Source organism: Hydrogenophaga sp. YM1 (assembly GCF_016903055.1).
Classification (GTDB): Bacteria; Pseudomonadota; Gammaproteobacteria; order Burkholderiales; family Burkholderiaceae_C; genus Hydrogenophaga; species Hydrogenophaga borbori.
On sequence record NZ_CP070223.1, the window covers coordinates 550,001 to 573,781 of the forward strand.

The 23,781-nt window shown below is 68.3% G+C and carries 23 protein-coding genes and 2 rRNA genes (1 of these 25 running past the window's edge); 20 read left to right on the top strand and 5 right to left on the bottom strand.

The annotated features are described in order from the left end of the window. Both JNX00_RS02700 and rrf read left to right on the top strand, forming a co-directional pair. Positions 1–2,136, top strand: a 23S ribosomal RNA gene (locus JNX00_RS02700); it begins 738 nt to the left of the window's first position. A gap of 156 nt (positions 2,137–2,292) precedes the next feature. After that, a 5S ribosomal RNA gene (rrf, locus tag JNX00_RS02705) occupies positions 2,293–2,405 on the top strand. Between the two features lie 109 nt (positions 2,406–2,514). Here the strand turns inward: rrf and JNX00_RS02710 are convergent. Both JNX00_RS02710 and JNX00_RS02715 read right to left on the bottom strand, forming a co-directional pair. After that, positions 2,515–3,441 (bottom strand): MBL fold metallo-hydrolase, encoded by a 927-nt coding sequence (locus JNX00_RS02710; protein ID WP_204744006.1) that lies wholly within the window; start codon positions 3,439–3,441, stop codon positions 2,515–2,517. A 56-nt stretch (positions 3,442–3,497) separates the two neighbouring features. After that, positions 3,498–4,241 carry a hypothetical protein gene (locus JNX00_RS02715; protein WP_239478246.1) on the bottom strand — a complete coding sequence of 248 codons (744 nt, stop codon included), beginning with the start codon at positions 4,239–4,241 and terminating at the stop codon, positions 3,498–3,500. 62 nt (positions 4,242–4,303) lie between these two features. On the opposite strand from JNX00_RS02715, the gene JNX00_RS02720 reads away from it, so the two are divergent. Further along, positions 4,304–5,296: an alpha/beta fold hydrolase gene (locus JNX00_RS02720; protein WP_204744007.1), complete on the top strand. Its 993-nt coding sequence runs from the start codon at positions 4,304–4,306 to the stop codon at positions 5,294–5,296. On the opposite strand, the gene phhA is transcribed toward JNX00_RS02720, so the two are convergent. Then, entirely contained in the window at positions 5,218–6,072 is an 855-nt protein-coding gene (gene phhA, locus JNX00_RS02725) for a phenylalanine 4-monooxygenase (protein WP_204744008.1), read from the bottom strand. The genes JNX00_RS02720 and phhA overlap by 79 nt on opposite strands. Before the next feature lie 19 nt (positions 6,073–6,091). Next, on the bottom strand, positions 6,092–7,213 hold the full coding sequence (hppD, locus tag JNX00_RS02730; RefSeq protein WP_204744009.1) for a 4-hydroxyphenylpyruvate dioxygenase: 1,122 nt from the start codon (positions 7,211–7,213) through the stop codon (positions 6,092–6,094). A gap of 119 nt (positions 7,214–7,332) precedes the next feature. On the opposite strand from hppD, the gene JNX00_RS02735 reads away from it, so the two are divergent. From JNX00_RS02735 to JNX00_RS02780, 11 genes are all read left to right on the top strand, one after another. Beyond that, a complete protein-coding gene (locus JNX00_RS02735) occupies positions 7,333–7,806 on the top strand; it encodes an Lrp/AsnC family transcriptional regulator (protein ID WP_070400514.1) in 474 nt (157 codons plus the stop codon). 78 nt (positions 7,807–7,884) lie between these two features. After that, positions 7,885–8,556 (top strand): GNAT family protein, encoded by a 672-nt coding sequence (locus JNX00_RS02740; RefSeq protein ID WP_070400446.1) that lies wholly within the window; start codon positions 7,885–7,887, stop codon positions 8,554–8,556. Positions 8,557–8,651: 95 nt separating this feature from the next. Next, a complete protein-coding gene (locus JNX00_RS02745; RefSeq protein ID WP_175442878.1) occupies positions 8,652–9,518 on the top strand; it encodes a transporter associated domain-containing protein in 867 nt (288 codons plus the stop codon). 72 nt (positions 9,519–9,590) lie between these two features. Continuing rightward, positions 9,591–11,402 (top strand): apolipoprotein N-acyltransferase, encoded by a 1,812-nt coding sequence (gene lnt, locus JNX00_RS02750; protein WP_204744010.1) that lies wholly within the window; start codon positions 9,591–9,593, stop codon positions 11,400–11,402. 131 nt (positions 11,403–11,533) lie between these two features. Then, the gene (glyQ, locus tag JNX00_RS02755) at positions 11,534–12,439 is read left to right on the top strand and encodes a glycine--tRNA ligase subunit alpha (protein ID WP_070400512.1); all 906 of its coding nucleotides are present in this window, start codon (positions 11,534–11,536) and stop codon (positions 12,437–12,439) included. A 21-nt stretch (positions 12,440–12,460) separates the two neighbouring features. Continuing rightward, positions 12,461–14,590 carry a glycine--tRNA ligase subunit beta gene (gene glyS / locus JNX00_RS02760; protein WP_204744011.1) on the top strand — a complete coding sequence of 710 codons (2,130 nt, stop codon included), beginning with the start codon at positions 12,461–12,463 and terminating at the stop codon, positions 14,588–14,590. A 28-nt stretch (positions 14,591–14,618) separates the two neighbouring features. Then, entirely contained in the window at positions 14,619–14,939 is a 321-nt protein-coding gene (locus JNX00_RS02765; RefSeq protein WP_070400443.1) for a hypothetical protein, read from the top strand. After that, a complete protein-coding gene (locus JNX00_RS22310) occupies positions 14,936–15,475 on the top strand; it encodes a DUF6036 family nucleotidyltransferase (RefSeq protein WP_070400442.1) in 540 nt (179 codons plus the stop codon). The genes JNX00_RS02765 and JNX00_RS22310 overlap by 4 nt, the downstream gene beginning before the upstream one ends. Then, complete coding sequence (gene gmhB / locus JNX00_RS02770; protein ID WP_070400441.1) at positions 15,472–16,050, top strand: D-glycero-beta-D-manno-heptose 1,7-bisphosphate 7-phosphatase; 579 nt, start codon at positions 15,472–15,474, stop codon at positions 16,048–16,050. The genes JNX00_RS22310 and gmhB overlap by 4 nt, the downstream gene beginning before the upstream one ends. 18 nt (positions 16,051–16,068) lie before the next feature. Next, the gene (locus JNX00_RS02775; protein ID WP_070400511.1) at positions 16,069–16,803 is read left to right on the top strand and encodes a lysophospholipid acyltransferase family protein; all 735 of its coding nucleotides are present in this window, start codon (positions 16,069–16,071) and stop codon (positions 16,801–16,803) included. A 5-nt stretch (positions 16,804–16,808) separates the two neighbouring features. Further along, on the top strand, positions 16,809–17,708 hold the full coding sequence (locus JNX00_RS02780) for a SprT family zinc-dependent metalloprotease (protein WP_204744012.1): 900 nt from the start codon (positions 16,809–16,811) through the stop codon (positions 17,706–17,708). Here the strand turns inward: JNX00_RS02780 and JNX00_RS02785 are convergent. Further along, on the bottom strand, positions 17,695–18,762 hold the full coding sequence (locus JNX00_RS02785; RefSeq protein ID WP_204744013.1) for an MBL fold metallo-hydrolase: 1,068 nt from the start codon (positions 18,760–18,762) through the stop codon (positions 17,695–17,697). The two genes, JNX00_RS02780 and JNX00_RS02785, sit on opposite strands and share 14 nt — an antisense overlap. A gap of 122 nt (positions 18,763–18,884) precedes the next feature. On the opposite strand from JNX00_RS02785, the gene JNX00_RS02790 reads away from it, so the two are divergent. The 6 genes from JNX00_RS02790 to JNX00_RS02815 all read left to right on the top strand — a co-directional run bounded on the left by JNX00_RS02790 (position 18,885) and on the right by JNX00_RS02815 (position 23,771). Then, entirely contained in the window at positions 18,885–19,289 is a 405-nt protein-coding gene (locus tag JNX00_RS02790; RefSeq protein ID WP_204744014.1) for a MerR family DNA-binding transcriptional regulator, read from the top strand. 98 nt (positions 19,290–19,387) lie between these two features. After that, positions 19,388–19,846, top strand: a complete 459-nt coding sequence (locus JNX00_RS02795; protein WP_070400437.1) for a PaaI family thioesterase — start codon at positions 19,388–19,390, stop codon at positions 19,844–19,846. Positions 19,847–19,880: 34 nt separating this feature from the next. Next, complete coding sequence (locus JNX00_RS02800) at positions 19,881–21,062, top strand: isovaleryl-CoA dehydrogenase (RefSeq protein WP_070400436.1); 1,182 nt, start codon at positions 19,881–19,883, stop codon at positions 21,060–21,062. A 35-nt stretch (positions 21,063–21,097) separates the two neighbouring features. Continuing rightward, positions 21,098–21,757: a carbonate dehydratase gene (can, locus tag JNX00_RS02805; protein WP_070400435.1), complete on the top strand. Its 660-nt coding sequence runs from the start codon at positions 21,098–21,100 to the stop codon at positions 21,755–21,757. A gap of 60 nt (positions 21,758–21,817) precedes the next feature. Further along, a complete protein-coding gene (locus tag JNX00_RS02810; protein ID WP_204744015.1) occupies positions 21,818–22,999 on the top strand; it encodes an acetyl-CoA C-acyltransferase in 1,182 nt (393 codons plus the stop codon). Between the two features lie 103 nt (positions 23,000–23,102). Next, on the top strand, positions 23,103–23,771 hold the full coding sequence (locus JNX00_RS02815) for an SDR family oxidoreductase (RefSeq protein ID WP_204744016.1): 669 nt from the start codon (positions 23,103–23,105) through the stop codon (positions 23,769–23,771). Positions 23,772–23,781: the final 10 nt, after the last annotated feature.

Here is a 23,781-nt window from a genome sequence, read left to right on the forward strand (position 1 = left end):
CAAAACTAGCGGATGAGCTGTGGATAGGGGTGAAAGGCTAAACAAACCTGGAAATAGCTGGTTCTCTCCGAAAACTATTTAGGTAGTGCCTCAAGTATTACCGTCGGGGGTAGAGCACTGTTTTGGCTAGGGGGTCATGGCGACTTACCAAACCAAGGCAAACTCCGAATACCGATGAGTACAGCTTGGGAGACAGAGCACCGGGTGCTAACGTCCGGACTCAAGAGGGAAACAACCCAGACCGCCAGCTAAGGTCCCTAAAATTGGCTAAGTGGGAAACGAAGTGGGAAGGCTAAAACAGTCAGGATGTTGGCTTAGAAGCAGCCATCATTTAAAGAAAGCGTAATAGCTCACTGATCGAGTCGTCCTGCGCGGAAGATGTAACGGGGCTCAAGCCAGTTACCGAAGCTGCGGATTCGCCAGCAATGGCGAGTGGTAGGAGAGCGTTCTGTAAGCCTGTGAAGGTGGCTTGTAAAGGCTGCTGGAGGTATCAGAAGTGCGAATGCTGACATGAGTAGCGTTAAAGCGGGTGAAAAGCCCGCTCGCCGTAAGCGCAAGGTTTCCTACGCAACGTTCATCGGCGTAGGGTGAGTCGGCCCCTAAGGCGAGGCAGAGATGCGTAGCTGATGGCAAGCAGGTCAATATTCCTGCACCGATCACAAGTGCGATGTGGGGACGGATCTTAATAGGTTATCCGGGTGTTGGATGTCCCGGTTTAGGCAGAAGTAGGCGTGCGTCAGGCAAATCCGGCGCGCATATACCGAGGCTGCCGATCGAGCGAGCTTGCTCGCGAAGTAACTGAACGAGGTCCCAGGAAAAGCCACTAAGCTTCAGCTTGTGATCGACCGTACCGCAAACCGACACTGGTGCGCGAGATGAGTATTCTAAGGCGCTTGAGAGAACTCGGGAGAAGGAACTCGGCAAATTGACACCGTAACTTCGGAAGAAGGTGTGCCCTAGTAGTGTGTAGTGAACAACGAAGCACGAACGGGTTGCAAAAAATAGGTGGCTGCGACTGTTTATTAAAAACACAGCACTCTGCAAACACGAAAGTGGACGTATAGGGTGTGACGCCTGCCCGGTGCTGGAAGATTAATTGATGGGGTGCAAGCTCTTGATCGAAGTCCCAGTAAACGGCGGCCGTAACTATAACGGTCCTAAGGTAGCGAAATTCCTTGTCGGGTAAGTTCCGACCTGCACGAATGGCGTAACGATGGCCACACTGTCTCCTCCCGAGACTCAGCGAAGTTGAAATGTTTGTGATGATGCAATCTCCCCGCGGAAAGACGGAAAGACCCCATGAACCTTTACTGTAGCTTTGTATTGGACTTTGAACAGATCTGTGTAGGATAGGTGGGAGGCTTTGAAGCCCGGTCGCTAGATCGGGTGGAGCCAACGTTGAAATACCACCCTGGTGTGTTTGAGGTTCTAACCTAGGTCCATTATCTGGATCGGGGACAGTGCATGGTAGGCAGTTTGACTGGGGCGGTCTCCTCCCAAAGCGTAACGGAGGAGTTCGAAGGTACGCTAGGTACGGTCGGACATCGTGCTAATAGTGCAATGGCATAAGCGTGCTTAACTGCGAGACTGACAAGTCGAGCAGATGCGAAAGCAGGACATAGTGATCCGGTGGTTCTGTATGGAAGGGCCATCGCTCAACGGATAAAAGGTACTCTGGGGATAACAGGCTGATACCGCCCAAGAGTTCATATCGACGGCGGTGTTTGGCACCTCGATGTCGGCTCATCTCATCCTGGGGCTGTAGCCGGTCCCAAGGGTATGGCTGTTCGCCATTTAAAGAGGTACGTGAGCTGGGTTTAAAACGTCGTGAGACAGTTTGGTCCCTATCTTCCGTGGGCGCTGCAGATTTGAGGAAGCCTGCTCCTAGTACGAGAGGACCGGAGTGGACGCACCTCTGGTGTACCGGTTGTCACGCCAGTGGCATTGCCGGGTAGCTAAGTGCGGAAGAGATAACCGCTGAAAGCATCTAAGCGGGAAACTCGTTCCAAGATGAGATCTGCCGGGGCCTTGAGCCCCCTGAAGGGTCGTCGTAGACCACGACGTTGATAGGCTGGGTGTGGAAGCGCAGCAATGCGTTAAGCTAACCAGTACTAATTGCCCGTGCGGCTTGACCCTATAACTTTGATGTCTCACATCAACAGCAAATGCAACGATATGCCAATCGTTGTCGCAATCAAATGAAACGCTGATCGATCCGCCGTAACATGCGCGGGATCACGACTCTATGAATCCGCTTGGCTGAACCAATCAGCAGCCAAGCAACCCGTTATGCCTGACGACCATAGCAAGGTGGCCCCACTCCTTCCCATCCCGAACAGGACAGTGAAACGCCTTTGCGCCGATGATAGTGCGGATTCCCGTGTGAAAGTAGGTCATCGTCAGGCTCTTACAACCAAACCCCCAACCAATCGGTTGGGGGTTTGTCTTTTTGGGGTATCCAAAAGTTTTGTGTCCAATACCGCCGACCTTGTTATGGGTTGTCGCAGGAGGCGGTCAACAATTGCAAACCCAAGCGCCGTCGATGGCGAGCGCTTGTACCCGAACCAAATCGCCCAGCAGCGTGTCAAGCACCTCCGATGGCGTTCCCGGGTGGTCCATTCGCGCAATGCGGAGGAAGTAGTCCGACGCGGCAAACCAGCTTTGCAGTTGGGCCAGTTCAACGCGTTGCCATTCCAGCATCTTGAATTTCACCAGCACTTTGAGTGCGTGCGATCGGTGCTTGGCGGGATCGCGCTGGAATTGGTCCAGGCGGCTGCGGGCCCGGGCAAGGGCGATACCGACCTGCTCGCCCTGGAAGACGGGGCCATGGCCAGGGATCACGGTCGAGGGAGCGAGCGACTCGATCAGGTCCAGGGTGGCGCCGACCTCATCAAACGCATCGACGCCGTCCAGCTCCGGAAAGACAACACCGAAGCCATTGCCCCACAAAGCATCGCCGGAAATCAGGACGCCATATTCGGGCTCGTGCAGCAGGATGGCGTGAGGGTCGTGGCCTGGGGCTGAGCGCACCTCCCATCGCAGGGCACCGGTGCGCAGATGCCCGCCCGGGTGCAACAGCTCGGCGTAGTCAAAGCGCGGGCAGAACTGGCCGGTGGGCACGTAGGTCAAGGCGACGGGGTCCCAATGGCGAACCGCTAAGGCCTGTCCGGGCGGGATGGCGACCCGGGCACCGGGCCAAGCGTCCAGCAGCGCGGCATTGCCGCCGCAATGGTCGCTGTGCAAGTGGGTGTTCACCACCCGTTCCAGTGGTTGATCGCCAAGGGCCTGTCGGATGAGGGCCACGGTCTGCTCGGCGTGGCTGGCGTAGCCTGTGTCCACCACCAGGCCACCGGCCTCGGTGCGCACGACCACGCTGTTGGCCGACAGCCATCCCCGCTCCAGCACCTGGATCCCCAGCGCCGCCAAGGGCTCTCTGGGCATGGCGTGGGCGAGGGCGGGTGCGTGGGGCATGGGCGATTGTGGGTCGGACCGGCACCCTATGCCGGTGCGCGTGACCACTCGGCGTCGAGTCGGCGACAGGCCTCGGCCAGCGGCGCGTCGAACAGGCAGTCGATCCAGCCGGCTTCTCGCTCGGCGATGGTGTGCAGGAAGGCGGAGGCGTCGCCGAGCGCGGCAAAGGCATCGAAGCCGGACTCGAGAAAGTGCTGCAGGGCGTCCAGGCCGGCCGCTTCTGCGGGTTTGCGCATCATGCGAAGGCCCAGCCGCAGTGAGCGCATGCGGGTCAGCCGCTGTAGCTCCTGGCCCATGTGCTGGACCACGGCCAACTGGCGCTCGCGCTCGCCGCGGGCGCCGCAGGCTCGCCAGGCCAGGGTGTAGCGCTCGGCGATGGGCGTGCCTTCGGCCTGGCCCAGCCAGTGCCCGGCGAGGGCATCGTCCAGCCGCTCGGTGAGCGCGTGAATTTCGGTCAGGTCGACCGCCAGTTGGGCGACGGCGGCAGGGAACAGGCGTTCGAGCGCGCCGGCGATGCGCCCGAACTGCTCGTCGCGGCGAGAGAAGTCGTGTTCACCGTACAGCTCCTCCAGAAAGAAGCGCACCGCCGGCTGGGTACGCGGATCGGTGGCGAGGTCGGCGTAGCTGGCGCGGAAGCGCCGGGCCTGCAGCCGTTTCACGGTGCGCACCGCGGCGGCATGGGCGGGCGAGCCCAGGGCACCCTGGCGGAGCGCGGCCACGCTGTGCAGGTGGGCGCGGATCTGGTCGGCGAAAGCCGTGTTGAAGCTCATGTGCAGGTGAGACCTGGCGTGATCGGCGGCGATGAATGCTGTTGGCGTGAGATAGTCGGTGCATGCGAGAGCCGACACCACATCCTACCGCCCGCTCGGCCCTGGCCGACCTGCAGCGTTTGCTGGTGTGCGGCGCAGGCCTATTGCTGCTGTTGGCGGTGGGCCTGTGGTGGCGCGGGCACCCGACCGGGGCGCTGCTGCTGGCGGCGACCGTGCTGTTCGGGCACGCCCTGGTCTTGGGCGTCGAATGCGCGCTGGCGGCCTGGGTGAACCGCGAGGACACCCGCCGCCAGGGCTGCGGCGCAGTCACGCCCTGGACCGCCTGGGTGCGCGCCTGGTGGCGCGAGGTGCTGGTGGCCCCCCGGGTGTTCGCCTGGCGCCAACCCTTTCGCTGGCGTCTCCTGCCGGATACCCCGGCACCGATGCCGGGCCGCGGTGGGGCGGTGGTGCTGATCCATGGCTTCGTGTGCAACCGGGGCTTCTGGCTGCCCTGGCTGCGCGCCTTGCGCGAACGTGGCCTGGCCTACGCGACGATCAACCTGGAGCCGGTGTTCGGCTCGATCGACGACTATGTGCCGCTGGTGGAGGGGGCCGTTCGGCGCGCCGAGCGGCTGGGCCCGGACCGGCCGACCCTGGTGTGCCACAGCATGGGCGGCCTCGCGGCCCGCGCCTGGCTGGTGGCCGATCCGCGCAATGCGGCGCGCGTGGCCAGGGTGGTCACCATCGGCAGCCCGCACCGCGGGACCTGGATCAGCCGTTTCAGCCGCGTCGTCAATGGCCGCCAGATGCGCGTGGACGGGGACTGGCTGGTCCAGCTCGCCGAGCGCGAGCGCGCGCAGCGCGGCGAGTTGCCCTACGCCGGCTTCGTGTGCTGGTACGCGGATACCGACAACATCGTGTTCCCGGCACCCACCGCCACGCTGCCCGGCGCCGACAACCGGCTGGTGCCGGGCGCGGCGCATGTGGACCTGGCGTTTCAGCCAAGGGTGATGGGCGAGTCGCTGTCGATGCTGGCGTCGGCCGGCAGTTCGCCGAGCGAGCGCACGGTGTCGTAGATCGGCGTGAAGTCGGGCGCTGTCATGTCGAAGAGCTGCTCGAAGCTGTCGATGACGAAGTAGGTGGCCTGGTAGTCGTCGATCTTGTAGCGGGTGCGCATGCAGCGCACCAGGTCGAGCGCGATGCGCCGCGCGCGCGGGCTGGTGACGCTGTGGCGCAGTTCGCCAGACGAGCTGAGGATGCCGGCGCCATAGGCGCGCAGGCCCTGGGGCTCGCGGATCAGCCCGAATTCGATGGTGTACCAGTACAGGCGCGAGAGCAGCTCGCCCGCGCCGAGGTCGTGCGCCTTCAGCCCGCCCTGGCCGTAGCGTTGCACGTAGTCGGCGAACACCGGGTTGAACAGCAGGGGCACGTGGCCGAACAGGTCGTGGAAGACATCGGGCTCGACGATGTAGTCGAATTCCTGCGGCGTGCGGATCCAGTCGGTCACCGGGAAGCGGCGGTGGGCCAGCAGGTCGAAGAAGGGGCGCTCGGGGATCAGCCCGGGCACGGCCACGATTTCCCAACCGGTGGCCGGGCGCAGGCGCTCGTTGATCTCGTCGAAGCGCGGGATGCGGTCGCGCACGCCGAGGGCGGGCAGGGCGTCCACAAAGGCCTGCGCGGCCAGGCCGGGCAAGAGGGCGCTCTGGCGCTCGTAGAGCCGGCGGTAGGTGTCGTGGTCGGCCTCGGTGTAGGCCGACCAGTTCTGAGGGCAGGTGTAGTCGTCGCGGGCGCGCGAATAGTCCCCGCGCGGGGGGCGCTCGCTGGCGCCGTAGACGACGGGTTCGACGGCCATGGTGTTTTCCGCCGGATGCTCAGGTTTTCTGCAGCACGCCGCGGCGCATCTGGTCGAGCTCCATGGTCTCGAACAGGGCCTTGAAGTTGCCTTCGCCGAAGCCCTGGTTGCCCTTGCGCTGAATGAACTCGAAGAAGATGGGGCCGAGCTGGTTCTCGCTGAAGATCTGCAGCAGCAGTTCGCCGGGCGCGCCGTCCACCAGGATGTTGCGTTGCTTCAGGGCCTCGATGTCCTCGGCCAGATTCGGGATGCGCTTGGGCAGCAGCTCGTAGTAGGTCTCGCTGGTGGTCAGCAGCTTCACGCCCGCCATCTGCAGCGCGTCGACCGTGTCGTACAAATTGGTCGAGCCCATGGCGATGTGCTGGATGCCCTCGCCGTGGTAGCGGTCCAGGTACTCCTGGATCTGGCCCGACTTTTCGTTGCCCTCTTCGTTGATCGGGATGCGGATCTTGCCGCAGGGGCTGGTCATGGCCTTGCTCTTGACGCCGGTGGCCTGGCCTTCGATGTCGAAGTAGCGCACCTCGCGGAAGTTGAACAGGCGCTCGTAGAAGTCGGCCCACTCGGCCATGCGGCCGCGGTGCACGTTGTGCGTGAGGTGGTCGATGTAGGTGAGGCCGTGGCCCACCGGGGCGAGCTCGGCGCCAGGCAAGGGCTCGAAGTCGACGTCGTAGAAACCAATGTTGCCGATCTCGCCGTCCTTGGCGCCGTTCTTGCCGCGCCAGCGGTCGATGAAATAGATGATGGAGTCGCCGATGCCCTTGATGGCGGGGATGTTCAACTCGCCCGGGCCGGCCTGCCCCGCGTAGCCCCAAGCGCCCAGGGAGATGGCGCGCTCGTGGGCGGCCTTGGCGTCCTTCACGCGAAAGGCGATGGCGCAGACGCTGGGCCCGTGTTGGCGCGCGAAGCGCTGCGCGAAGCTGTCGGGCTCGGCGTTGATGATGAAGTTGATCTCGCCCTGGCGGTACAGGGTCACGGCCTTGTGGCGGTGCTTGGCGATCGCCTTGAAGCCCATGCGCTCGAACAGCGCGCCCATGGCCACGGGGTCGGGCGCGGCGTACTCGATGAACTCGAACCCGTCGGTGCCCATGGGGTTGTCCCAGCCCTGAAAGGCGGTGGCGGAAGCGGGCAGGGCGGCGTTCATGGCGGTCTCCTTCGTGGGGTCTGGGGGATGGGCCACTGTATCGGCGCAGGGTGTCACGATTCCGGCGTTTGTGGGCGCGCCATTTGTCCATCACGCAGGATTTCTGCACAATGCCGGCGATGGAAGCCTTGGACAAGCTCGATCGCGCCATCCTGCGCAGCCTGCAGGCCGATGGACGCGCCACCTACGACCAGGTCGCCGAGACCGTGGGCTTGTCGGCCAGCGCGGTGCTGCGCCGGGTGCGCCGCCTGGAAGAGTCGGGCGTGATCGCGCGCTACGTGGCCCTGCTGCGGCCCGAGGCCGTGGGCCTGGGCCTCACGGCCCACGTGAGCGTGCGCCTGGAAAAGCACGCCGAGGGCAACAAGCGCAACCCCATGGACGAGTTCCGCGCCAGCGTGATGGCCTGGCCCGAGGTGGTGGAGTGCGTGGCGCTCACCGGCGACATGGACTACCAGCTGCGCCTCGTGGTGGCCGACATGGCCGCCTACTCGCGCTTCATGATGGACACGCTGCTTAAGCACCCCAGCGTGCAGGACTGCAAGACCAGCTTTGTGATGGACCGCGTCAAGAGCACCACCGCGCTGCCGCTCTGAGCGGGCGTCGCGCCGGACCGCTTGCGCGTGGCGGTGCTTGCGGCCAGACTTGGGCGCTTTCCCCAGCCGGCACACCCCATGGCGACCCGCGACCCCGCCCCGCCCCGCGACGACCGAACCGACAGCGGCACGGTGCCCATCCGCGCGCTCGACAGCGGCCACCGCGCCGAGATCGTGCGGCACCTGCTCTCGCTCGACGCCTCCGACCGCTACCTGCGCTTCGGCTACGCCGCCACCGACGAGCAGATCGGCCGCTACGCCGAGCGCCTGGACTTCGACCGCGACGCGGTCTTCGGCATCTTCAACCGCCGCCTGCACCTCATCGCCATGGCCCACCTGGCCTTCTCGGTCGACCCGCAGCTGCGCAGTTGCGCCGAGTTCGGCGTCTCGGTGGCCAAGGCCTCACGCGGCAAGGGCTACGGCAGCCGGCTGTTCGAGCGCGCCGTCACGCACGCGCGCAACGAGGGCGTCTCCCAGCTCTTCATCCACGCCCTGTCCGAGAACACGGCCATGCTCAAGATCGCGCGCAACGCCGGCGCGGTGCTGGAGCGCGCCGGCTCCGAGACCGAGGCCCACCTGCGCCTGCCGCCGGCCGACTTCGACTCGCGCGTGAGCGAACTGCTCAGCGACCAGGTGGCCGTGACCGACTACCACCTCAAGGCCCAGGCCAAGCAGTTCTGGGGCGTGATCCGCCTGCTGCAGGAGATCCGCCAAGGCGTGCGCGACGCCCGCGACCGCGCGCGCGGCTGAGCGGCCGGACCGGGTGCGCCACCGGCGCGCCAGGGGTTTGTCCCTTCAAACCCATGGGGTATCCTCGCCCGTTGTTACAACCACCGTCTCCCCCAGTGGCCGACCACCCCCCCAGTAGCGGGCCGCAGCGCGGCCTGCGGCCCCCCGACAAACGCGGATTCCTGCAGAAGCTTGTCGAGTTCATCAACCCCGGGCCGGACTCCAAGGACGAGCTGATCGAGACCCTCGCCGAGGCCGAGGACAACGACATCATCAACGCCGAATCCCGCGTGATGCTCGAAGGCGTGATCCGCATCGCCGACATGACCGCCGGCGACGTCATGGTGGCCGCGCCGCGCATGGACATGATCGCCATCGACGCGCCCTACGACGAGCTGCTGCACCTGGTGATCGACACCGCGCACTCGCGCTTTCCGGTCTACGAGGGCGAGCGCGAGAACATCATCGGCATCCTGCTCGCCAAGGACCTGCTCAAGCTGCAGCGCGCGCCTTCGCTCAACATCCGCGCCCTGCTGCGCCCGGCCACCTTCGTGCCCGAGAGCAAGGGCCTGAACGACCTGCTGCGCGAGTTCCGCGGCAACCGCAACCACCTGGCCATCGTCATCGACGAGTTCGGCCGCGTCGCCGGCCTCATCACCATCGAGGACGTGCTGGAGGAAATCGTCGGCGAGATCGAGGACGAGTTCGACGTCGACGAGGACGCTGGCGACGTCTTCGCGCTGGCCGACAGCACCTGGCGCGTCAGTGGCGACACCCCGATCGAACGCATCAACGAGGCCTTCGAGCTCCACCTCTCCGACGAGGACTTCGACACCATCGGCGGCCTGATCGCGCACACCATGGGCCACGTGCCCAAGCGCGGCGAGGCGCACGAGATCGAGGGCCTGCGCTTCACCGTGCTGCACGCCAAGGGCGGTGCCGTGAAGTGGTTCAAGGTGGCGCCGGTGCCCGCCGAGCCCTGACCCCCTTCCCCCAACCCACGGCCCATGCGCAGCCTTTTCGGATCGCTCCACACCCCCTCGAGCTTCCACCCCATGACGCGCCGCCCGCCCGGGCGCGGTTCGCGGCTGGCGGGTTTCCTGTTCTTCTGGGTCTGTCTGCTGGGGGGCCTGGGCCAGGCCGCCGCCATCGCCTGGCCCGCGGCGGCCTGGGTGCCGCCGGGCCTGGTGCCGGGGCAGCCCAGCGGCGGGCTGCAGATCGTGTCGCTGGCCCTGCTGGTGCTTGCGCTGCAGTTCGCCACGCGCGTGGGGCAGGCCATGTGGCGCGGCTGGCTGTTCGCCACCGCCTGGCTGGCCGGCAGCTTCTGGTGGCTGTTCATCTCCATGAACACCTATGGCGGCTTGCCGGCCTGGCTGGCCGCCCTGGCCGTGCTGGCGCTGGCCGGCGCGCTGGCGCTGTACTACGCCCTGGCCGTGGGCTTCCTCTGCGCCTGGGCGCCGCTGGCGCGCAGCGCACAGGCGCTGATGTTCGCCGCCGCCTGGACGTTGGCCGAGCTTGCGCGCGGCCAGCTCTTCACCGGCTTTCCCTGGGGCGCGGGCGGTTACGCCCAGGTCGACCTGATGGCGCCCTGGGCGCCGCTGGTCGGGGTCTACGGCATGGGCTTCATCGCGGCCATCCTGGCCTATGTGCTGGCCTCGGTCCTCACCTGGGCGGTGCACGCCGCCCTGGCCTGGATGCGCCAGCCCGTGCGGCCCGTGCCCGTGCGCAACGCCGGTGGCGTCTACGTGTCCACGCCGCCCACCGCCCGCGTGCAGGCGCGCCACTGGTCGCCGTTCACCGTGGCGCGCGGCGCCCTGGCCTGGCTGGTGGTGCTGCTGCTGGTCATCAGCTGCCTGGGAGGCGGCGAGCGCTGGCGCGGCCTGGGCCAGACCGAGACGGCCGGCACCGGTCCGCTGCGCGTCTGGCTGCTGCAGGGCAACATTCCGCAGGACCAGAAGTTCGTGCCTGGCACCGGCGTGGCCCAGGCGCTGGAGTGGTACCCGCGCCAGATGCGCGAGGGCATCGCGGCCGCCAGCGCGCGCGCCGACGGGCCCCAGCTCATCGTGGCGCCGGAAACCGCCGTGCCCCTGCTGCCCGAGCAGCTGGGCGCCGCCTTCTGGCAGCCGCTGCTGCAGCCCATCGCCGCGCAGACCGGCCCGCAGGCCGCCGCCGTGCTCACCGGCCTGCCCCTGGGCAGCCTGGAGACCGGCTACACCAATTCCACCTGGGGTTTCACCCCCGCCGCCGCGCGCCGTGCCCTGGCCAACGCCCAGTCGCCCGAGGTGCACCGCTACGACAAGCACCACCTGGTGCCCTTCGGCGAGTTCATCCCACCCTTCTTCCGCTGGTTCACGCAGATGATGAACATCCCCCTGGGCGACTTCGCGCGCGGCGCGCTGCCCCAGGCGCCCTGGACCTGGGCGGGCCAGCGCATCGCACCCAACATCTGCTACGAGGACCTGTTCGGCGAGGAGATCGCCGCCGGCTTCGCCACCGCCGAAGGCGCGCCCACCGTGCTGGTGAACCTCAGCAATATCGCCTGGTTCGGCGACTCCATCGCCATCGACCAGCACCTGCAGATTTCGCGCCTGCGCGCGCTGGAGTTCGGCCGGCCGATGCTGCGCGCCACCAACACCGGCGCCACCGCCGCCATCGACCACCGCGGCGTGGTCACACAGCTGCTGCCGCGCCTGGAGCGCGGCCGGCTGGAGGCCACGGTGGAGGGTCGCAGCGGCCTCACGCCCTACGCGCAATGGGCCGCGCGCTGGGGCCTGATGCCGCTGTGGGTGGTCTGCGGCGCGCTGCTGCTGGTCATCGCCTCGCTGCGCCACCTGGGCCGCCGGGGCGGCCGCACGCGGCGGCGCTGAGCCCGGCCGGACCGACCCCCGGCCCGTAAAATCGCGCATTCCGCCGGTGGCCCGCCTGGGCGGCGCACCGCGCACCCCCCAACAAGACCTCTCCCTTTCCGCCGGCCCGCCCACGCGCGGGCCTCACGCGCATGTTGACCTTCCAGCAAATCATCCTCACGCTGCAGACGTACTGGGCCAACCAGGGCTGCGCGCTGCTGCAGCCCTACGACATGGAGGTGGGCGCCGGCACCAGCCACACCGCCACCTTCCTGCGGGCCATCGGCCCCGAACCCTGGAAGGCCGCCTACGTGCAGCCCAGCCGCCGCCCCAAGGACGGCCGCTACGGCGAGAACCCCAACCGCCTGCAGCACTACTACCAATACCAGGTGGTGCTCAAGCCGGCGCCGGCCAACATCCTGGAGCTCTACCTGGGCTCGCTTGAAGCCCTGGGCTTCGACCTGAAGAAGAACGACATCCGCTTCGTCGAGGACGACTGGGAGAACCCCACGCTGGGCGCCTGGGGCCTGGGCTGGGAGGTCTGGCTCAACGGCATGGAGGTGACGCAGTTCACCTACTTCCAGCAGGTCGGCGGCATCGACTGCCGGCCCGCCACCGGCGAGATCACCTACGGCCTGGAGCGCCTGGCCATGTACCTGCAGGGCGTGGACAACGTCTACAACCTCACCTGGACCGAGGGCCTGAGCTACGGCGACGTCTACAAGCAGAACGAGGTGGAGCAGTCCACCTACAACTTCGAGCACAGCGACGCCGATTTCCTGTTCACCGCCTTCGCCGCGCACGAAAAGCAGGCCAAGCACCTGATGGCCGAGCGGCTCGCGCTGCCGGCCTACGAGCAGGTGCTCAAGTGCGCGCACAGCTTCAACCTGCTGGACGCGCGCGGCGCGATCAGCGTGACCGAACGCGCCGCCTACATCGGCCGCATCCGCAACCTCGCGCGCAGCGTGGCCCAGAGCTACTACGAGAGCCGCGAGCGCCTGGGCTTCCCCATGGCGCCGCGCGAGTGGGTGGCGCAGATCGAGAAAAAGGCCGCCTGAGCCGGGAAGAGAAGAACAACGATGTCCGCACAGAACCTGCTCGTCGAACTGTTTGTCGAGGAACTGCCGCCGAAGGCGCTGAAGAAGCTCGGCGAGGCCTTCGCCACCGGCCTGGCCCAAGGCCTCAAGGCGCAGGGCCTGGCGCCGGCCGACGCCACCGTGACGCCCTTCGCCTCGCCGCGCCGCCTGGCCGCGCACCTCACGGGCGTGCTCGCGCGCGCCGCCGACAAGCCCGTCTCGCAAAAGCTCATGCCGGTCTCGGTGGGCCTGGACGCCAGCGGCCAGCCCACGCCGGCGCTGCTCAAGCGCCTGGCCGGCCTGGGCGCCGACGCGTCGGCCGTGGCCGGCCTGCGCCGCGCCATGGACGGCAAGGCCGAGGCCCTGTTCTTCGACAGCGTGGCGCCCGGCGCCGATCTCGCCGCGGGCCTGCAGAAGGCGCTCGACGAGGCCATCGCGCAACTGCCCATTCCCAAGGTCATGACCTACCAGCTCGAGTCCGGCTGCGCCCTGCCGGGCTGGGACAGCGTGCAGTTCGTGCGCCCCGCGCACGGTCTGGTGGCACTGCACGGGGCCGAGGTGGTGCCCGTGAAGGCGCTGGGCCTGAAGGCCGGCAATGCCACGCACGGCCACCGCTTCGAGGCCCGCGTCGATCCCGTGCCCATCGCCCACGCCGATGCCTACGCCGACACGCTCGCCCAGGACGGCGCCGTCATCGCCTCCTTCGCCGAGCGCCGTGCCGACATCGCGCGCCAGCTCGCCGAGGCCGCCGCGCGCGTGGGCGGCGGCTGCCGCCCGATCGAGGACGAGGCCCTGCTCGACGAGGTGACCGCGCTGGTCGAGCGCCCGAACGTGCTCATCTGCGAATTCGAGAAGCAGTTCCTCGACGTGCCGCAGGAGTGCCTCATCCTCACGATGAAGGCCAACCAGAAGTACTTCCCCCTGCTCGACGCGCAAGGCCGGCTCACGAACCAGTTCCTGGTGGTCAGCAACATCCGCCCGGCCGACGCCAGCGCGGTCATCGGCGGCAACGAGCGCGTGGTGCGCCCGCGCCTGGCCGACGCCAAGTTCTTCTTCGACCAGGACCGCAAGAAGACGCTGGAATCGCGCGTCGAGGGCCTGGGCAAGGTGGTCTACCACAACCAGCTCGGCACGCAGGGCGAGCGCGTGGAGCGCGTGCGCGCCATCGCCAAGGCCATTGGCCAACGGCTCGGTGGCGAGGTGCTCGCCCAGCAGGCCGACACCGCCGCGCGCCTGGCCAAGACCGACCTGCTGACCGACATGGTGGGCGAGTTCCCCGAGCTGCAGGGCATCATGGGCGGCTACTACGCGCGCCACGACGGCCTGAGCGAGGACATCGCCTTCGCCATCGAGGACCACTACAAACCGCGCTTCGCGGGCGACGCGCTGCCGCGCAACGCCGTGGGCACGGTGGTGGCCCTGGCCGACAAGCTGGAAACCCTGGTCGGCATGTTCGGCATCGGCAACCTGCCCACCGGCGACAAGGACCCGTTCGCGCTGCGCCGGCACGCGCTGGGCGTGGTGCGCATGCTGATCGAGCAGGCGCCCGATCTGGAGCTGCCCTGGTTGCTGCACAACGCGGGCGACCCGTTCGGCGACAAGATCCACCGTGACCGCTCGGCGGACGTGACCGCGCTCACCGACTTCATCTGCGACCGCCTCGCCGGCAGCCTGCGCGAGCAGGGCTACAGCGCGCAGGAGATCGACGCCGTGCTCGCGCTGCGCCCCGCGCGCCTGGCCGACGTGAGCAAGCGCCTGGCGGCCGTGCGCGCCTTCGCCGCGCTGCCCGAGGCCCCGGCCCTGGCGGCCGCCAACAAGCGCATCGGCAACATCCTCAAGAAGTCCGAGGGCGTGGGCGAGTCGGTCAACGCTGGCCTGCTGAAGGAGCCCGCCGAGAAAGCCCTGTTCGACGCCATGCAGGCCACCGTGCCCGGCGCCGACGCTCAGTTCGAGGCCGGCGACTTCACCGCCAGCCTGCAGGCCCTGGCCGCGCTGCGCGAGCCGGTCGACGCCTTCTTCGACGGTGTCATGGTCAATGCCGACGAGCCCGCGCTCAAGGCCAACCGCCTGGCCCTGCTGCAACAATTGCACCGCGCGATGAACCGCGTGGCCGACCTGTCCCGGCTGGCCTGAGATCACCGGACGCCACTACCATTGCGCCATGCCCACCCCGCGTCAGATTGAGCGCTTCACCCTGGCTTTCCACCGGGAGGCTTTGCAACGGGTGGCCCGGTCGCCCGAGCTGATCGATCGCGCGCTGGCCGTGCTGGACCGTTGGGAAGCCTCGGGTTTGTCGAATGGATCGACGCCTTACCGCGAGGAGTGGCGGCAACTGCTGCTCGCGCGGGACGTGTCGCGGCTGACCCAGGCGGTTTGCGCCGACGGCGATCACGCGGCGACCTTGCGGGGTATGTCCCCGCTCGGCTTCGTGCTGCCGGACGAAGAGCGGCAGCGCCTTCGCCGGGAAGCCATGGCGCAATGAAACGGACCCAGCTCGCCCATGTGCTGCGCGCTGCCGCCGAGATTTCCGGCGAGAAGAGCTTCGTGCTGGTCGGTAGTCAAGCGGTGCTGTTGCTGCTGGAGCAGCCCGAGGGACGGTTGACCTTGTCCGAAGAGATCGACCTGTATCCCGCTGTTGCTCCCGACAAGGCCGATCTGATCGATGGTGCGCTTGGCGCGCTCTCGCCGTTCCATGATGAGTTCGGCTACCACGCCGATGGGGTCAGCCCGGACACGGCCGTGATGCCGGCCGACTGGATGGACCGCGCGGTCTTCCACTACTTCGGCGACATCACGGCCATCTGCCCCGATTTGCACGATCTGGCCGTGTCCAAATGCGTGGCCGGGCGCGAGAAGGACGCCGAGTTCCTGCGGGCCTTGTTCGAGCAAGGCCATCTGGATGTGAACGTCCTCATCGAACGCATCCGCCAACTCGATGGCACCCAGTACCCGGTCGGCAGCATCGAAGCCTGGGCCCGCCGGCGCCACGCGGACGCCCTGCATGGGAAGGGATCATGAAGCTTCTCATCCTCGACCGCGACGGCACGCTCAACCGCGGCCGCGACGACAAGGTGGCGTCGCCGGACGAATGGGAGCCTTTGCCGGGCGCGCTCGAGGCGGTGGCGCGGCTCAACCACGGCGGCTGGCGCGTGGTGCTGGCCACCAACCAGTCGGGCATCGGCCGCGGCCTGTTCGACATGGCCTCGCTCAACGCCATCCACCTCAAGATGCACCGCCTGCTGGCCGCCGCCGGCGCGCGGGTGGAGGCCATCTTCATCTGCCCGCACGCGCCCGAAGACGCCTGCGGTTGCCGCAAGCCCGCGCCCGGCCTGTTCCAACAGATCGGCGCGCGTTTCGGCGTGCCCCTGGCCGAGGTGGTGGCCGCCGGTAACTCGCTGCGCCACGTGCAGGCTGGCGCCGCCGCCGGTTGCGCCACGCACCTGCTGCTCACCGGCCAGTCGGCCACGCTGGGCGGCCAGCCCGGCGCCACCATCGCCGGCCTGCCGCCCGCCACCCAGGTCCACGCCGACCTCAGCGCCTTTGCCGACTGGCTGCTGGCCCAGGTCCCACCCCCTTCCAAGCCGACCGCCTGACCCCCGAGCATGATCGCCATCCACTTCCTGCGCTCCGTGTTGCATTTGCTGGTGATGGTGATCACCGTGATCCCCTGGGGGCTGGCGGTGGTGATCGTCTCGCCCTTCGTGAGCAGCACCACGCTGTACTGGATGTGCGCGAACTGGCTGCGCGTGGCGGTGCACAGCGGCACGCTGATCCTGGGCATCCGCAACCGCGTCACGGGCCTGGAGAACCTGCCCGTGGGCAGCACCGCGCCGGCCGTGCTGCTGCTCAAGCACCAGTCCACCTGGGAAACCTTCGCCATGCCCACGCTGATGCCGCACCCGCTGGCCTACGTGTTCAAGAAGGAGCTGCTCTACGTGCCCTTCTTCGGCTGGGCCATGGGCCGGCTGGACATGATCCACATCGACCGCAGCAAGCGCACCCAGGCCTTCAACAAGGTGGTCGAGCAGGGCCAGCGCCTGCTCGACCAGGGCACCTGGGTGATCATGTTCCCCGAGGGCACGCGCATCCCGCGCGGCCAGAAGGGCAGCTACAAGACCGGCGGCACGCGCCTGGCCGTGGCCACCGGCGCGCCGGTCATCCCCATCGCCGTGACCTCGGCCAAGTGCTGGCCGCGCAAGGCCTTCATCAAGCGGCCCGGCGTGGTGGACTTTTCCATCGGCAAGCCCATCCCCAGCCAGGGCCGCGAGGCCGACGAGCTCATGCGCGAGGTCGAGGCCTGGATCGAAGGCGAGATGCGCCGGCTCGACCCCGAGGCCTATCGATAGAAGCCATGAAGGGCTTCGTGCAGCTGGCGTTCGATCTGTTCGGCCCCGCCGAGCCCGAGCCGCCGCGCGCCGCGCCGGCCCCATCGGCCCCATCGGCCCCGGCCGCCCCGGTCGGTACCGACCACGCGCTGCCGCTGGCCGAGGTCTTCCAGCCCGGCACCTGGCACCACCCGCGCGCCAACCGCCTGGTGCGCCTGCGCGGGGCCGAGGTGGGCTACGAATTCCTGCGCGGCAAGCGCCGCACCATCGGCCTGAGCGTGGGCACCGAGGGCCTGAGCGTGCGCGCCCCGCGCTGGAGCACGCTGGGCGATGTGGAGGCCGTGCTGCAGGAAAAGGCCGGCTGGGTGCTCGACAAGCTGGCCGAGGCGCGCGAGCGCGCCGAGCGCCAGGCCAGCTCGCGCATCCGCTGGGCCGACGGCGCCGAGCTGCCGCTGCTGGGCGAGCCGGTGCGCCTGGCACTCGATCCGGCGCACGGCTTCTCGGGCCGCGGCGGCGCTTTCGATGCGGCCGCGCGCGTGTTGCGCGTCGGCCTGCCGCGCCACGCGAGCGAGGCGCAGATCCGCGACGCCGCGCAGGCCTGGCTGATGCGCCACGCGCGCACCGTGTTCACGCAGCGCCTGGATCACTTCGCGCCGCGCCTGGGCGTGCAATGGACCCGGCTGAGCCTGTCCAACGCCGACACGCGCTGGGGCAGCGCCAGCGCCGACGGACGCATCCGCCTCAACTGGCGGCTCATCCACCTGTCCATGGACGCCATCGACTACGTGGTGGTGCACGAACTCAGCCACCTGCACCACATGGACCACAGCCCACGCTTCTGGGACGTGGTCGCCAGCGTGATGCCCGATCACGCCGAGCGCCGCCGCGCGCTCAAGGACGCGGCGCTGCCCTTCACCGAGGGCTGAAGCGCCAGACGCCGTCGGCGCCGCGGGTGCGCGCCAGCGTGCCCGCGTGCCACAGCCGGTTCAGGTGCGCCACCGCTTCGCCCATGGCGAAGGTGGTTTGGTGCAGGTCCAGTTGGCGCTGGAACAGCACGGGCAGCGCGTCGAAGGCGCTCAGGGGCTTTTCGCGGCAGGCCGCCACCACCTCGGCCAGGCGCTCGTCGTGGTGCGCGTGCAGTTGCGCGATGCGCTCATGCAGGCCGGTGAAGGGCCGCCCGTGCGAGGGCAGCACCAGCGTGTGCTCGGGCAGCGGCAGGAACTTGTCGATGGAGTCGAGGAAGCGCTGGAGCGAGTCGGCCTCGGGCTCCTGCTCATACACGCTCACGTTGGTGGAGATGCGCGGCAGGATCATGTCGCCGCTGATCAGCACGCCCAGGGACTCGCTCCACAGGGCCATGTGCTCGGGCGCGTGGCCGTAGCCGCTGATGCAGCGCCAGTCGTGCTCGCCGATGCGCACCGCCAGGCCGTCGAGCAGGCGGCGCGACTGCGCGGGCACGGACGGCACCAGGTTCGGGTAGTAGCCGGCGCGCGCCCGCACCTTGGCCACGCTCTGGGGGTCCGTGAGGCCGTGGCTGGCGAAGTAGGCCGCCGCCGCGTCGCCGCCGAAGCCGGTGGTGGTCTGGGTGCCCAGGCGCGCCATCGCGTGGTCGGTGGCGCTGATCCACAAACGGCAGTCCCACTTCTCGCACAGCCAGTGCGCCAGGCCGATGTGGTCCGGGTGCATGTGCGTCACGATCACGCGCAGCACGGGCAGGCCGTCCAGCTCGTTGGCGAACACCTGCTCCCACTGCGCCTTGGCCTCCTCGCGGGCGATGCAGCAGTCCACCACCGTCCAGCCCTCGCGGCCGTCCAGGGTGTCGCGCAGCAGCCAGAGGTTGATGTGGTCGAGCGCGAAGGGCAGCGTCATGCGAATCCACTTCACCCCTGGTGCCACCACCAGGGCGCGGCCAGGCTCGGGCAGGGTGGTGCCCAGGGGGTAGTGCAGCCGGGCTTCGAGCTGATCGCGGGTGAGACTCATGGCGTGGGGGAATGATTTCAGTAAGATGCGCGCGCCTTGACGTTGACGTAAACGTCAAGAAAAGGGCATTCTACGGAGCCACCGTTCCCTCCTCTGTCCGCCACCCGACACCCGCCCGGCACATGGCCACCAACCCGACCTACACCATCAGCGATCTGGCGCGAGAGTTCGACCTGACGACCCGCGCCATCCGCTTCTACGAAGACGTGGGCCTGCTGCAGCCGCTGCGCGAAGGCCCGGGCGGGCGCAACCGCGTCTACAGCGCGCGCGACCGCACCCGCCTGAAACTCACGCTGCGCGCCAAGCGCCTGGGCCTGTCGCTCACCGAGGCCAAGGACATCATCGACATGTACGACAGCCCGCGCGACACCGGGCCGCAGCTGCGCAAGTTCCTCGCCGTGCTGGCCGAGCACCGCCGCCAGCTCGAGGAGCAGATGGCCGACCTGGTGGCCAACCTCGACGAGGTCAAGGCGCACGAAAAGGAGGCGCGCGCCCTGCTCACCAAGATCGAGCGCAAGGGCGCCTGAGCCGCCGGCGGCCCGGTCGACCGCTGGTTTGACGTTTACGTAAACGTCAACCTAGAATCGGGGCTCTCCCATCCCCCGGGCCGCGCGGCCCCGCACCGATGAGCACCCCCTTCCAGGCCCAGGACCCGAACTACGAAGCGCGTGTGCGCGAAAGCTTCGCGCGCCAGGCCGCCATGGACACCCTGGGCGCCTCGCTGGCCGAGGTGGCGCCGGGGCGCGTGGTCATCACCTTGCCATGGGCCGCGCGCCTCACGCAGCAGCACGGCTTCCTGCACGCGGGCATGGTGTCCACGGCGCTCGACTCGGCCTGCGGCTACGCGGGGTTTTCGCTCATGCCGGCCGACGCCGCCGTGCTCACCATCGAGTTCAAGATCAACCTGCTCGCGCCCGCGCAGGGCGAGTCCTTCCGCATGGTCGGCACGGTCATCAAGCCCGGGCGCACCGTCACCGTGGCCGAAGGCCAGGCCTATGCCCTGCACGAGGGCCGGGAGAAGCTCGTGGCCACCATGGGCTGCACCCTCATGACCGTTCTGGGCCGCGACAAGGTGCGCGGCTGACACCTCCCACACCAACACCCACAGGAGACTTGCCATGACCCAACTGCCCGGCCTCGACTTCCAGCTTGGCGAGGACATCGACGCCCTGCGCGACGCCGTGCGCGACTTCGCGCAGGCCGAGATCGCGCCGCGCGCGGCCGAGATCGACCGCAGCGACCAGTTCCCCATGGACCTGTGGCGCAAGATGGGCGAGCTCGGCGTGCTGGGCATCACCGTGCCCGACACCTACGGCGGCGCCAACATGGGCTACCTCGCGCACATGGTCGCCATGGAAGAGATCAGCCGCGCCAGCGCCTCGGTGGGCCTGTCCTACGGCGCGCATTCCAACCTGTGCGTCAACCAGATCAAGCGCAACGGCAACGACGCGCAGCGCCAAAAGTACCTGCCCAAGCTCATCAGCGGCGAGCACGTGGGCGCGCTGGCCATGAGCGAGCCCGGCGCGGGCTCCGACGTCATCAGCATGAAGCTCAAGGCCGAGGACAAGGGCGGCTACTACCTGCTCAACGGCAGCAAGATGTGGATCACCAACGGCCCCGACGCCGACACCCTGGTGGTCTACGCCAAGAGCGAGCCCGAGCTGGGCGCGCGCGGCGTCACGGCCTTCCTCATCGAGAAGGGCATGAAGGGCTTCTCCATCGCGCAAAAGCTCGACAAGCTGGGCATGCGCGGCAGCCACACCGGCGAGCTGGTGTTCCAGAACGTGGAGGTGCCGGCGGAGAACATCCTGGGCGGCCTCAACAACGGCGCCAAGGTGCTCATGAGCGGGCTGGACTACGAGCGCGCCGTGCTCACCGGCGGGCCGCTGGGCATCATGCAGGCGGTGATGGACAACGTGGTGCCCTACATCCACGACCGCAAGCAGTTCGGCCAGAGCATCGGCGAGTTCCAGCTCATCCAGGGCAAGGTGGCCGACATGTACACCGTGCTGCAGGCCGCGCGCAGCTTCGCCTACACGGTGGCCAAGAACCTGGACACGCTGGGCAGCGAGCACGTGCGCCGCGTGCGCAAGGACTGCGCCTCCGTCATTCTGTGGACGGCCGAGAAGGCCACCTGGATGGCCGGCGAAGGCGTGCAGATCTTCGGCGGCAACGGCTACATCAACGAGTACCCCCTGGGCCGCCTGTGGCGCGACGCCAAGCTCTACGAGATCGGCGCCGGCACCAGCGAAATCCGCCGCATGCTCATCGGCCGCGAACTCTTCGCCGAAACCATGTAAGCCGCCCGGCGGGCGGCAGGCAGCACAATCCTTCCATGAGCGACGACCTTCAACACCTGCTGGATCACAACCGGCGCTGGGCGGCCCAGATCGAGGCCGAACGCCCCGGCTTCTTCACCAAGCTCTCGCAGCAGCAGAGCCCACGCTACATGTGGATCGGCTGTTCCGACAGCCGCGTGCCCGCCAACCAAATCACCGGCCTGGACCCGGGCGAGGTCTTCGTGCACCGCAACGTGGCCAACGTGGTGGTGCCGACCGACCTGAACTGCCTGTCCACCGTCCAGTTCGCGGTGGACGTGCTCAAGGTCGAGCACCTCATGGTGGTGGGCCACTACGGCTGCGGCGGCGTGCAGGCCGCGCTGCGCGACACCCGCGTGGGGCTGGCGGACAACTGGTTGCGCCATATCAAGGACGTGCGCGACAAGCATGCGACGCTGTTGTCCGCGCTGCCCGAGGCGCACCGCCACGACGCGCTGTGCGAACTCAATGCCATCGAGCAGGTGGTCAACGTCGCGCAGACCACGGTGCTGCAGGACGCCTGGGAGCGCGGCCAGGCCGTGGCCCTGCACGGCTGGGTCTACGGCCTCAAGGACGGCCTGGTGCAGGACCTGCGCATGACCGTGCGCGGCAACGCCGACCTGGAGGCGGTGCACCGCCAGGCCGTGGCCGGCGTGAAGGACCGCTCGCGCGGCTGAGTTCCGCCACCCGCGCGCCGCCACCGTTTTCGACCGATCTTTCGAACCAAGGAGTACACCATGTCCGATCCCATCGTTATCCTCGGCGCCGCGCGCACGCCGATGGGCGCCTTCCAGGGCGACTTCTCGCCGCTGGCCGCGCACGACCTCGGCGGCGTCGCCATCAAGGCCGCCATCGAACGCAGCGGCGTCGACCCCAAGGGCGTCGACGAGCTGCTGTTCGGCAACTGCCTGATGGCCGGCCAGGGCCAGGCGCCCGCGCGCCAGGCCGCGCTCAAGGGCGGGCTGCCGCTGTCCACCGGCGCGGTCACGCTGTCCAAGATGTGCGGCTCCGGCATGAAGGCCACCATGCTGGCGCACGACATGCTGATGGCCGGCAGCGCCCAGCTCATGGTGTCCGGTGGCATGGAAAGCATGACCAACGCGCCCTACCTCATGCTCAAGGGCCGCGGCGGCTACCGCATGGGCCACGACCGCATCTTCGACCACATGATGCTCGACGGCCTGGAAGACGCCTACGAACCCGGCCGCAGCATGGGCACCTTCGGCGAGGACTGCGCCGCCAAGTACGCCTTCACGCGCGAGCAGCAGGACGCCTTCGCCACCGCCTCGGTGTCGCGCGCCAAGGCCGCCACCGAGAGCGGTGCCTTCGCCAAAGAGATCGCCGCCGTCACCGTGAAGGACCGCAGCGGCGAGCGCGTGGTCTCCATCGACGAAGGCCCGGGCAAGATCAAGCTCGACAAGATCCCCGCGCTCAAGCCGGCGTTCAAGAAGGACGGCACCATCACCGCCGCCTCCAGCTCCTCCATCAACGACGGCGCCGCCGCGCTGGTGCTGGCCAAGGCCTCCACCGCGCAGCGCCTGGGCGCCAAGCCCATCGCCCGCATCGTCGGCCACGCCACGCACGCGCAGGAGCCCAACTGGTTCACCACCGCGCCCGTCCGCGCCACGCAGAAGCTGCTGGCCGCCACCGGCTGGAAGGTGGGGGATGTCGACCTGTGGGAAGTGAACGAAGCCTTCGCCGTGGTGCCCATGGCCCTGATGGCCGAGCTCAAGGTCTCGCACGACAAGCTCAACGTCAACGGCGGCGCCTGCGCCCTGGGCCACCCCATCGGCGCCAGCGGCGCGCGCATCCTGGTCACCCTGATCCACGCGCTGCAGGCGCGCGGCGGCAAGCGCGGCGTGGCCACGCTGTGCATCGGCGGCGGCGAAGCCACGGCGATGGCCATCGAGCTGCTGTGAACCACCCCCGCCGCGCTTCGCGCGACCCCCTCGGGGGGGCGGCACCGACGGCCCGGCAACGCCGGTTCCGGGGTGTCCCTGGGTCGCTTCCCCTCTGACCCGCATGGCCACCGTTCTGGTCATCGGCGCCTCGCGTGGCATCGGCCTCGAATTCGTGGGCCAGTACCGCGAGGCCGGTGAGCGCGTGATCGCCACCGCGCGCGACGACGCCGGCCTGGCGCGCCTGCGCGAACTCGGTGCCGAGGCCCTGCGCGTGGACGTGGCCGAGCCCACCAGCGTGAGCGGCCTGGCCTGGCAGCTCGAGGGCGAGAAGATCGACGTGGCCCTGTACGTGGCGGGCGTGTTCCCGCAGGGCAGCGCACGGACGCCGCCCACGCGCGAGGCCTTCGACCACGCCATGCACGCCAACCTGCTGGGCGCCATGCAGGTGATCCCGCAGGTGGCCCCGCTGGTGGAGGCCGCGCGCGGGCGCTTCGCCTTCCTGTCCAGCGCCATGGCGCAGATCGCGGGCGTGGCCGACAGCCGCGGCTGGGTCTACCGCGCGAGCAAGGCCGCGCTGAACATGGCGGTGGCCTCGGCCCAGCACGACTACCCCGAGGCCATCCTCGTCGCCATCTCGCCCGGCTGGGTGCAGACCGACATGGGCGGGGCCTCGGCCCCGCTCTCGCCCGAGCGCAGCGTGGCGGACATGCGCCGCACCCTCGCGCGCCTCACGCCCCGCGAGGGCGGCCGCTTCATCGACCACGACGGCCGGCCGTTCGACGGCTGGTGAGCCAGGGGCT

Coding starts and splice junctions, on each gene's coding strand:
- JNX00_RS02710 (WP_204744006.1), bottom strand. CDS start 3,441: ATGCCCAGAGAGCCCTTGGCGGCGCTGGGGATCCAGGTGCTGGAGCGG.
- JNX00_RS02715 (WP_239478246.1), bottom strand. CDS start 4,241: ATGAGCTTCAACACGGCTTTCGCCGACCAGATCCGCGCCCACCTGCAC.
- JNX00_RS02720 (WP_204744007.1), top strand. CDS start 4,304: ATGCGAGAGCCGACACCACATCCTACCGCCCGCTCGGCCCTGGCCGAC.
- phhA (WP_204744008.1), bottom strand. CDS start 6,072: ATGGCCGTCGAACCCGTCGTCTACGGCGCCAGCGAGCGCCCCCCGCGC.
- hppD (WP_204744009.1), bottom strand. CDS start 7,213: ATGAACGCCGCCCTGCCCGCTTCCGCCACCGCCTTTCAGGGCTGGGAC.
- JNX00_RS02735 (WP_070400514.1), top strand. CDS start 7,333: ATGGAAGCCTTGGACAAGCTCGATCGCGCCATCCTGCGCAGCCTGCAG.
- JNX00_RS02740 (WP_070400446.1), top strand. CDS start 7,885: ATGGCGACCCGCGACCCCGCCCCGCCCCGCGACGACCGAACCGACAGC.
- lnt (WP_204744010.1), top strand. CDS start 9,591: ATGACGCGCCGCCCGCCCGGGCGCGGTTCGCGGCTGGCGGGTTTCCTG.
- glyQ (WP_070400512.1), top strand. CDS start 11,534: ATGTTGACCTTCCAGCAAATCATCCTCACGCTGCAGACGTACTGGGCC.
- glyS (WP_204744011.1), top strand. CDS start 12,461: ATGTCCGCACAGAACCTGCTCGTCGAACTGTTTGTCGAGGAACTGCCG.
- JNX00_RS02765 (WP_070400443.1), top strand. CDS start 14,619: ATGCCCACCCCGCGTCAGATTGAGCGCTTCACCCTGGCTTTCCACCGG.
- JNX00_RS22310 (WP_070400442.1), top strand. CDS start 14,936: ATGAAACGGACCCAGCTCGCCCATGTGCTGCGCGCTGCCGCCGAGATT.
- gmhB (WP_070400441.1), top strand. CDS start 15,472: ATGAAGCTTCTCATCCTCGACCGCGACGGCACGCTCAACCGCGGCCGC.
- JNX00_RS02780 (WP_204744012.1), top strand. CDS start 16,809: ATGAAGGGCTTCGTGCAGCTGGCGTTCGATCTGTTCGGCCCCGCCGAG.
- JNX00_RS02785 (WP_204744013.1), bottom strand. CDS start 18,762: ATGAGTCTCACCCGCGATCAGCTCGAAGCCCGGCTGCACTACCCCCTG.
- JNX00_RS02790 (WP_204744014.1), top strand. CDS start 18,885: ATGGCCACCAACCCGACCTACACCATCAGCGATCTGGCGCGAGAGTTC.
- JNX00_RS02795 (WP_070400437.1), top strand. CDS start 19,388: ATGAGCACCCCCTTCCAGGCCCAGGACCCGAACTACGAAGCGCGTGTG.
- JNX00_RS02800 (WP_070400436.1), top strand. CDS start 19,881: ATGACCCAACTGCCCGGCCTCGACTTCCAGCTTGGCGAGGACATCGAC.
- can (WP_070400435.1), top strand. CDS start 21,098: ATGAGCGACGACCTTCAACACCTGCTGGATCACAACCGGCGCTGGGCG.
- JNX00_RS02810 (WP_204744015.1), top strand. CDS start 21,818: ATGTCCGATCCCATCGTTATCCTCGGCGCCGCGCGCACGCCGATGGGC.
- JNX00_RS02815 (WP_204744016.1), top strand. CDS start 23,103: ATGGCCACCGTTCTGGTCATCGGCGCCTCGCGTGGCATCGGCCTCGAA.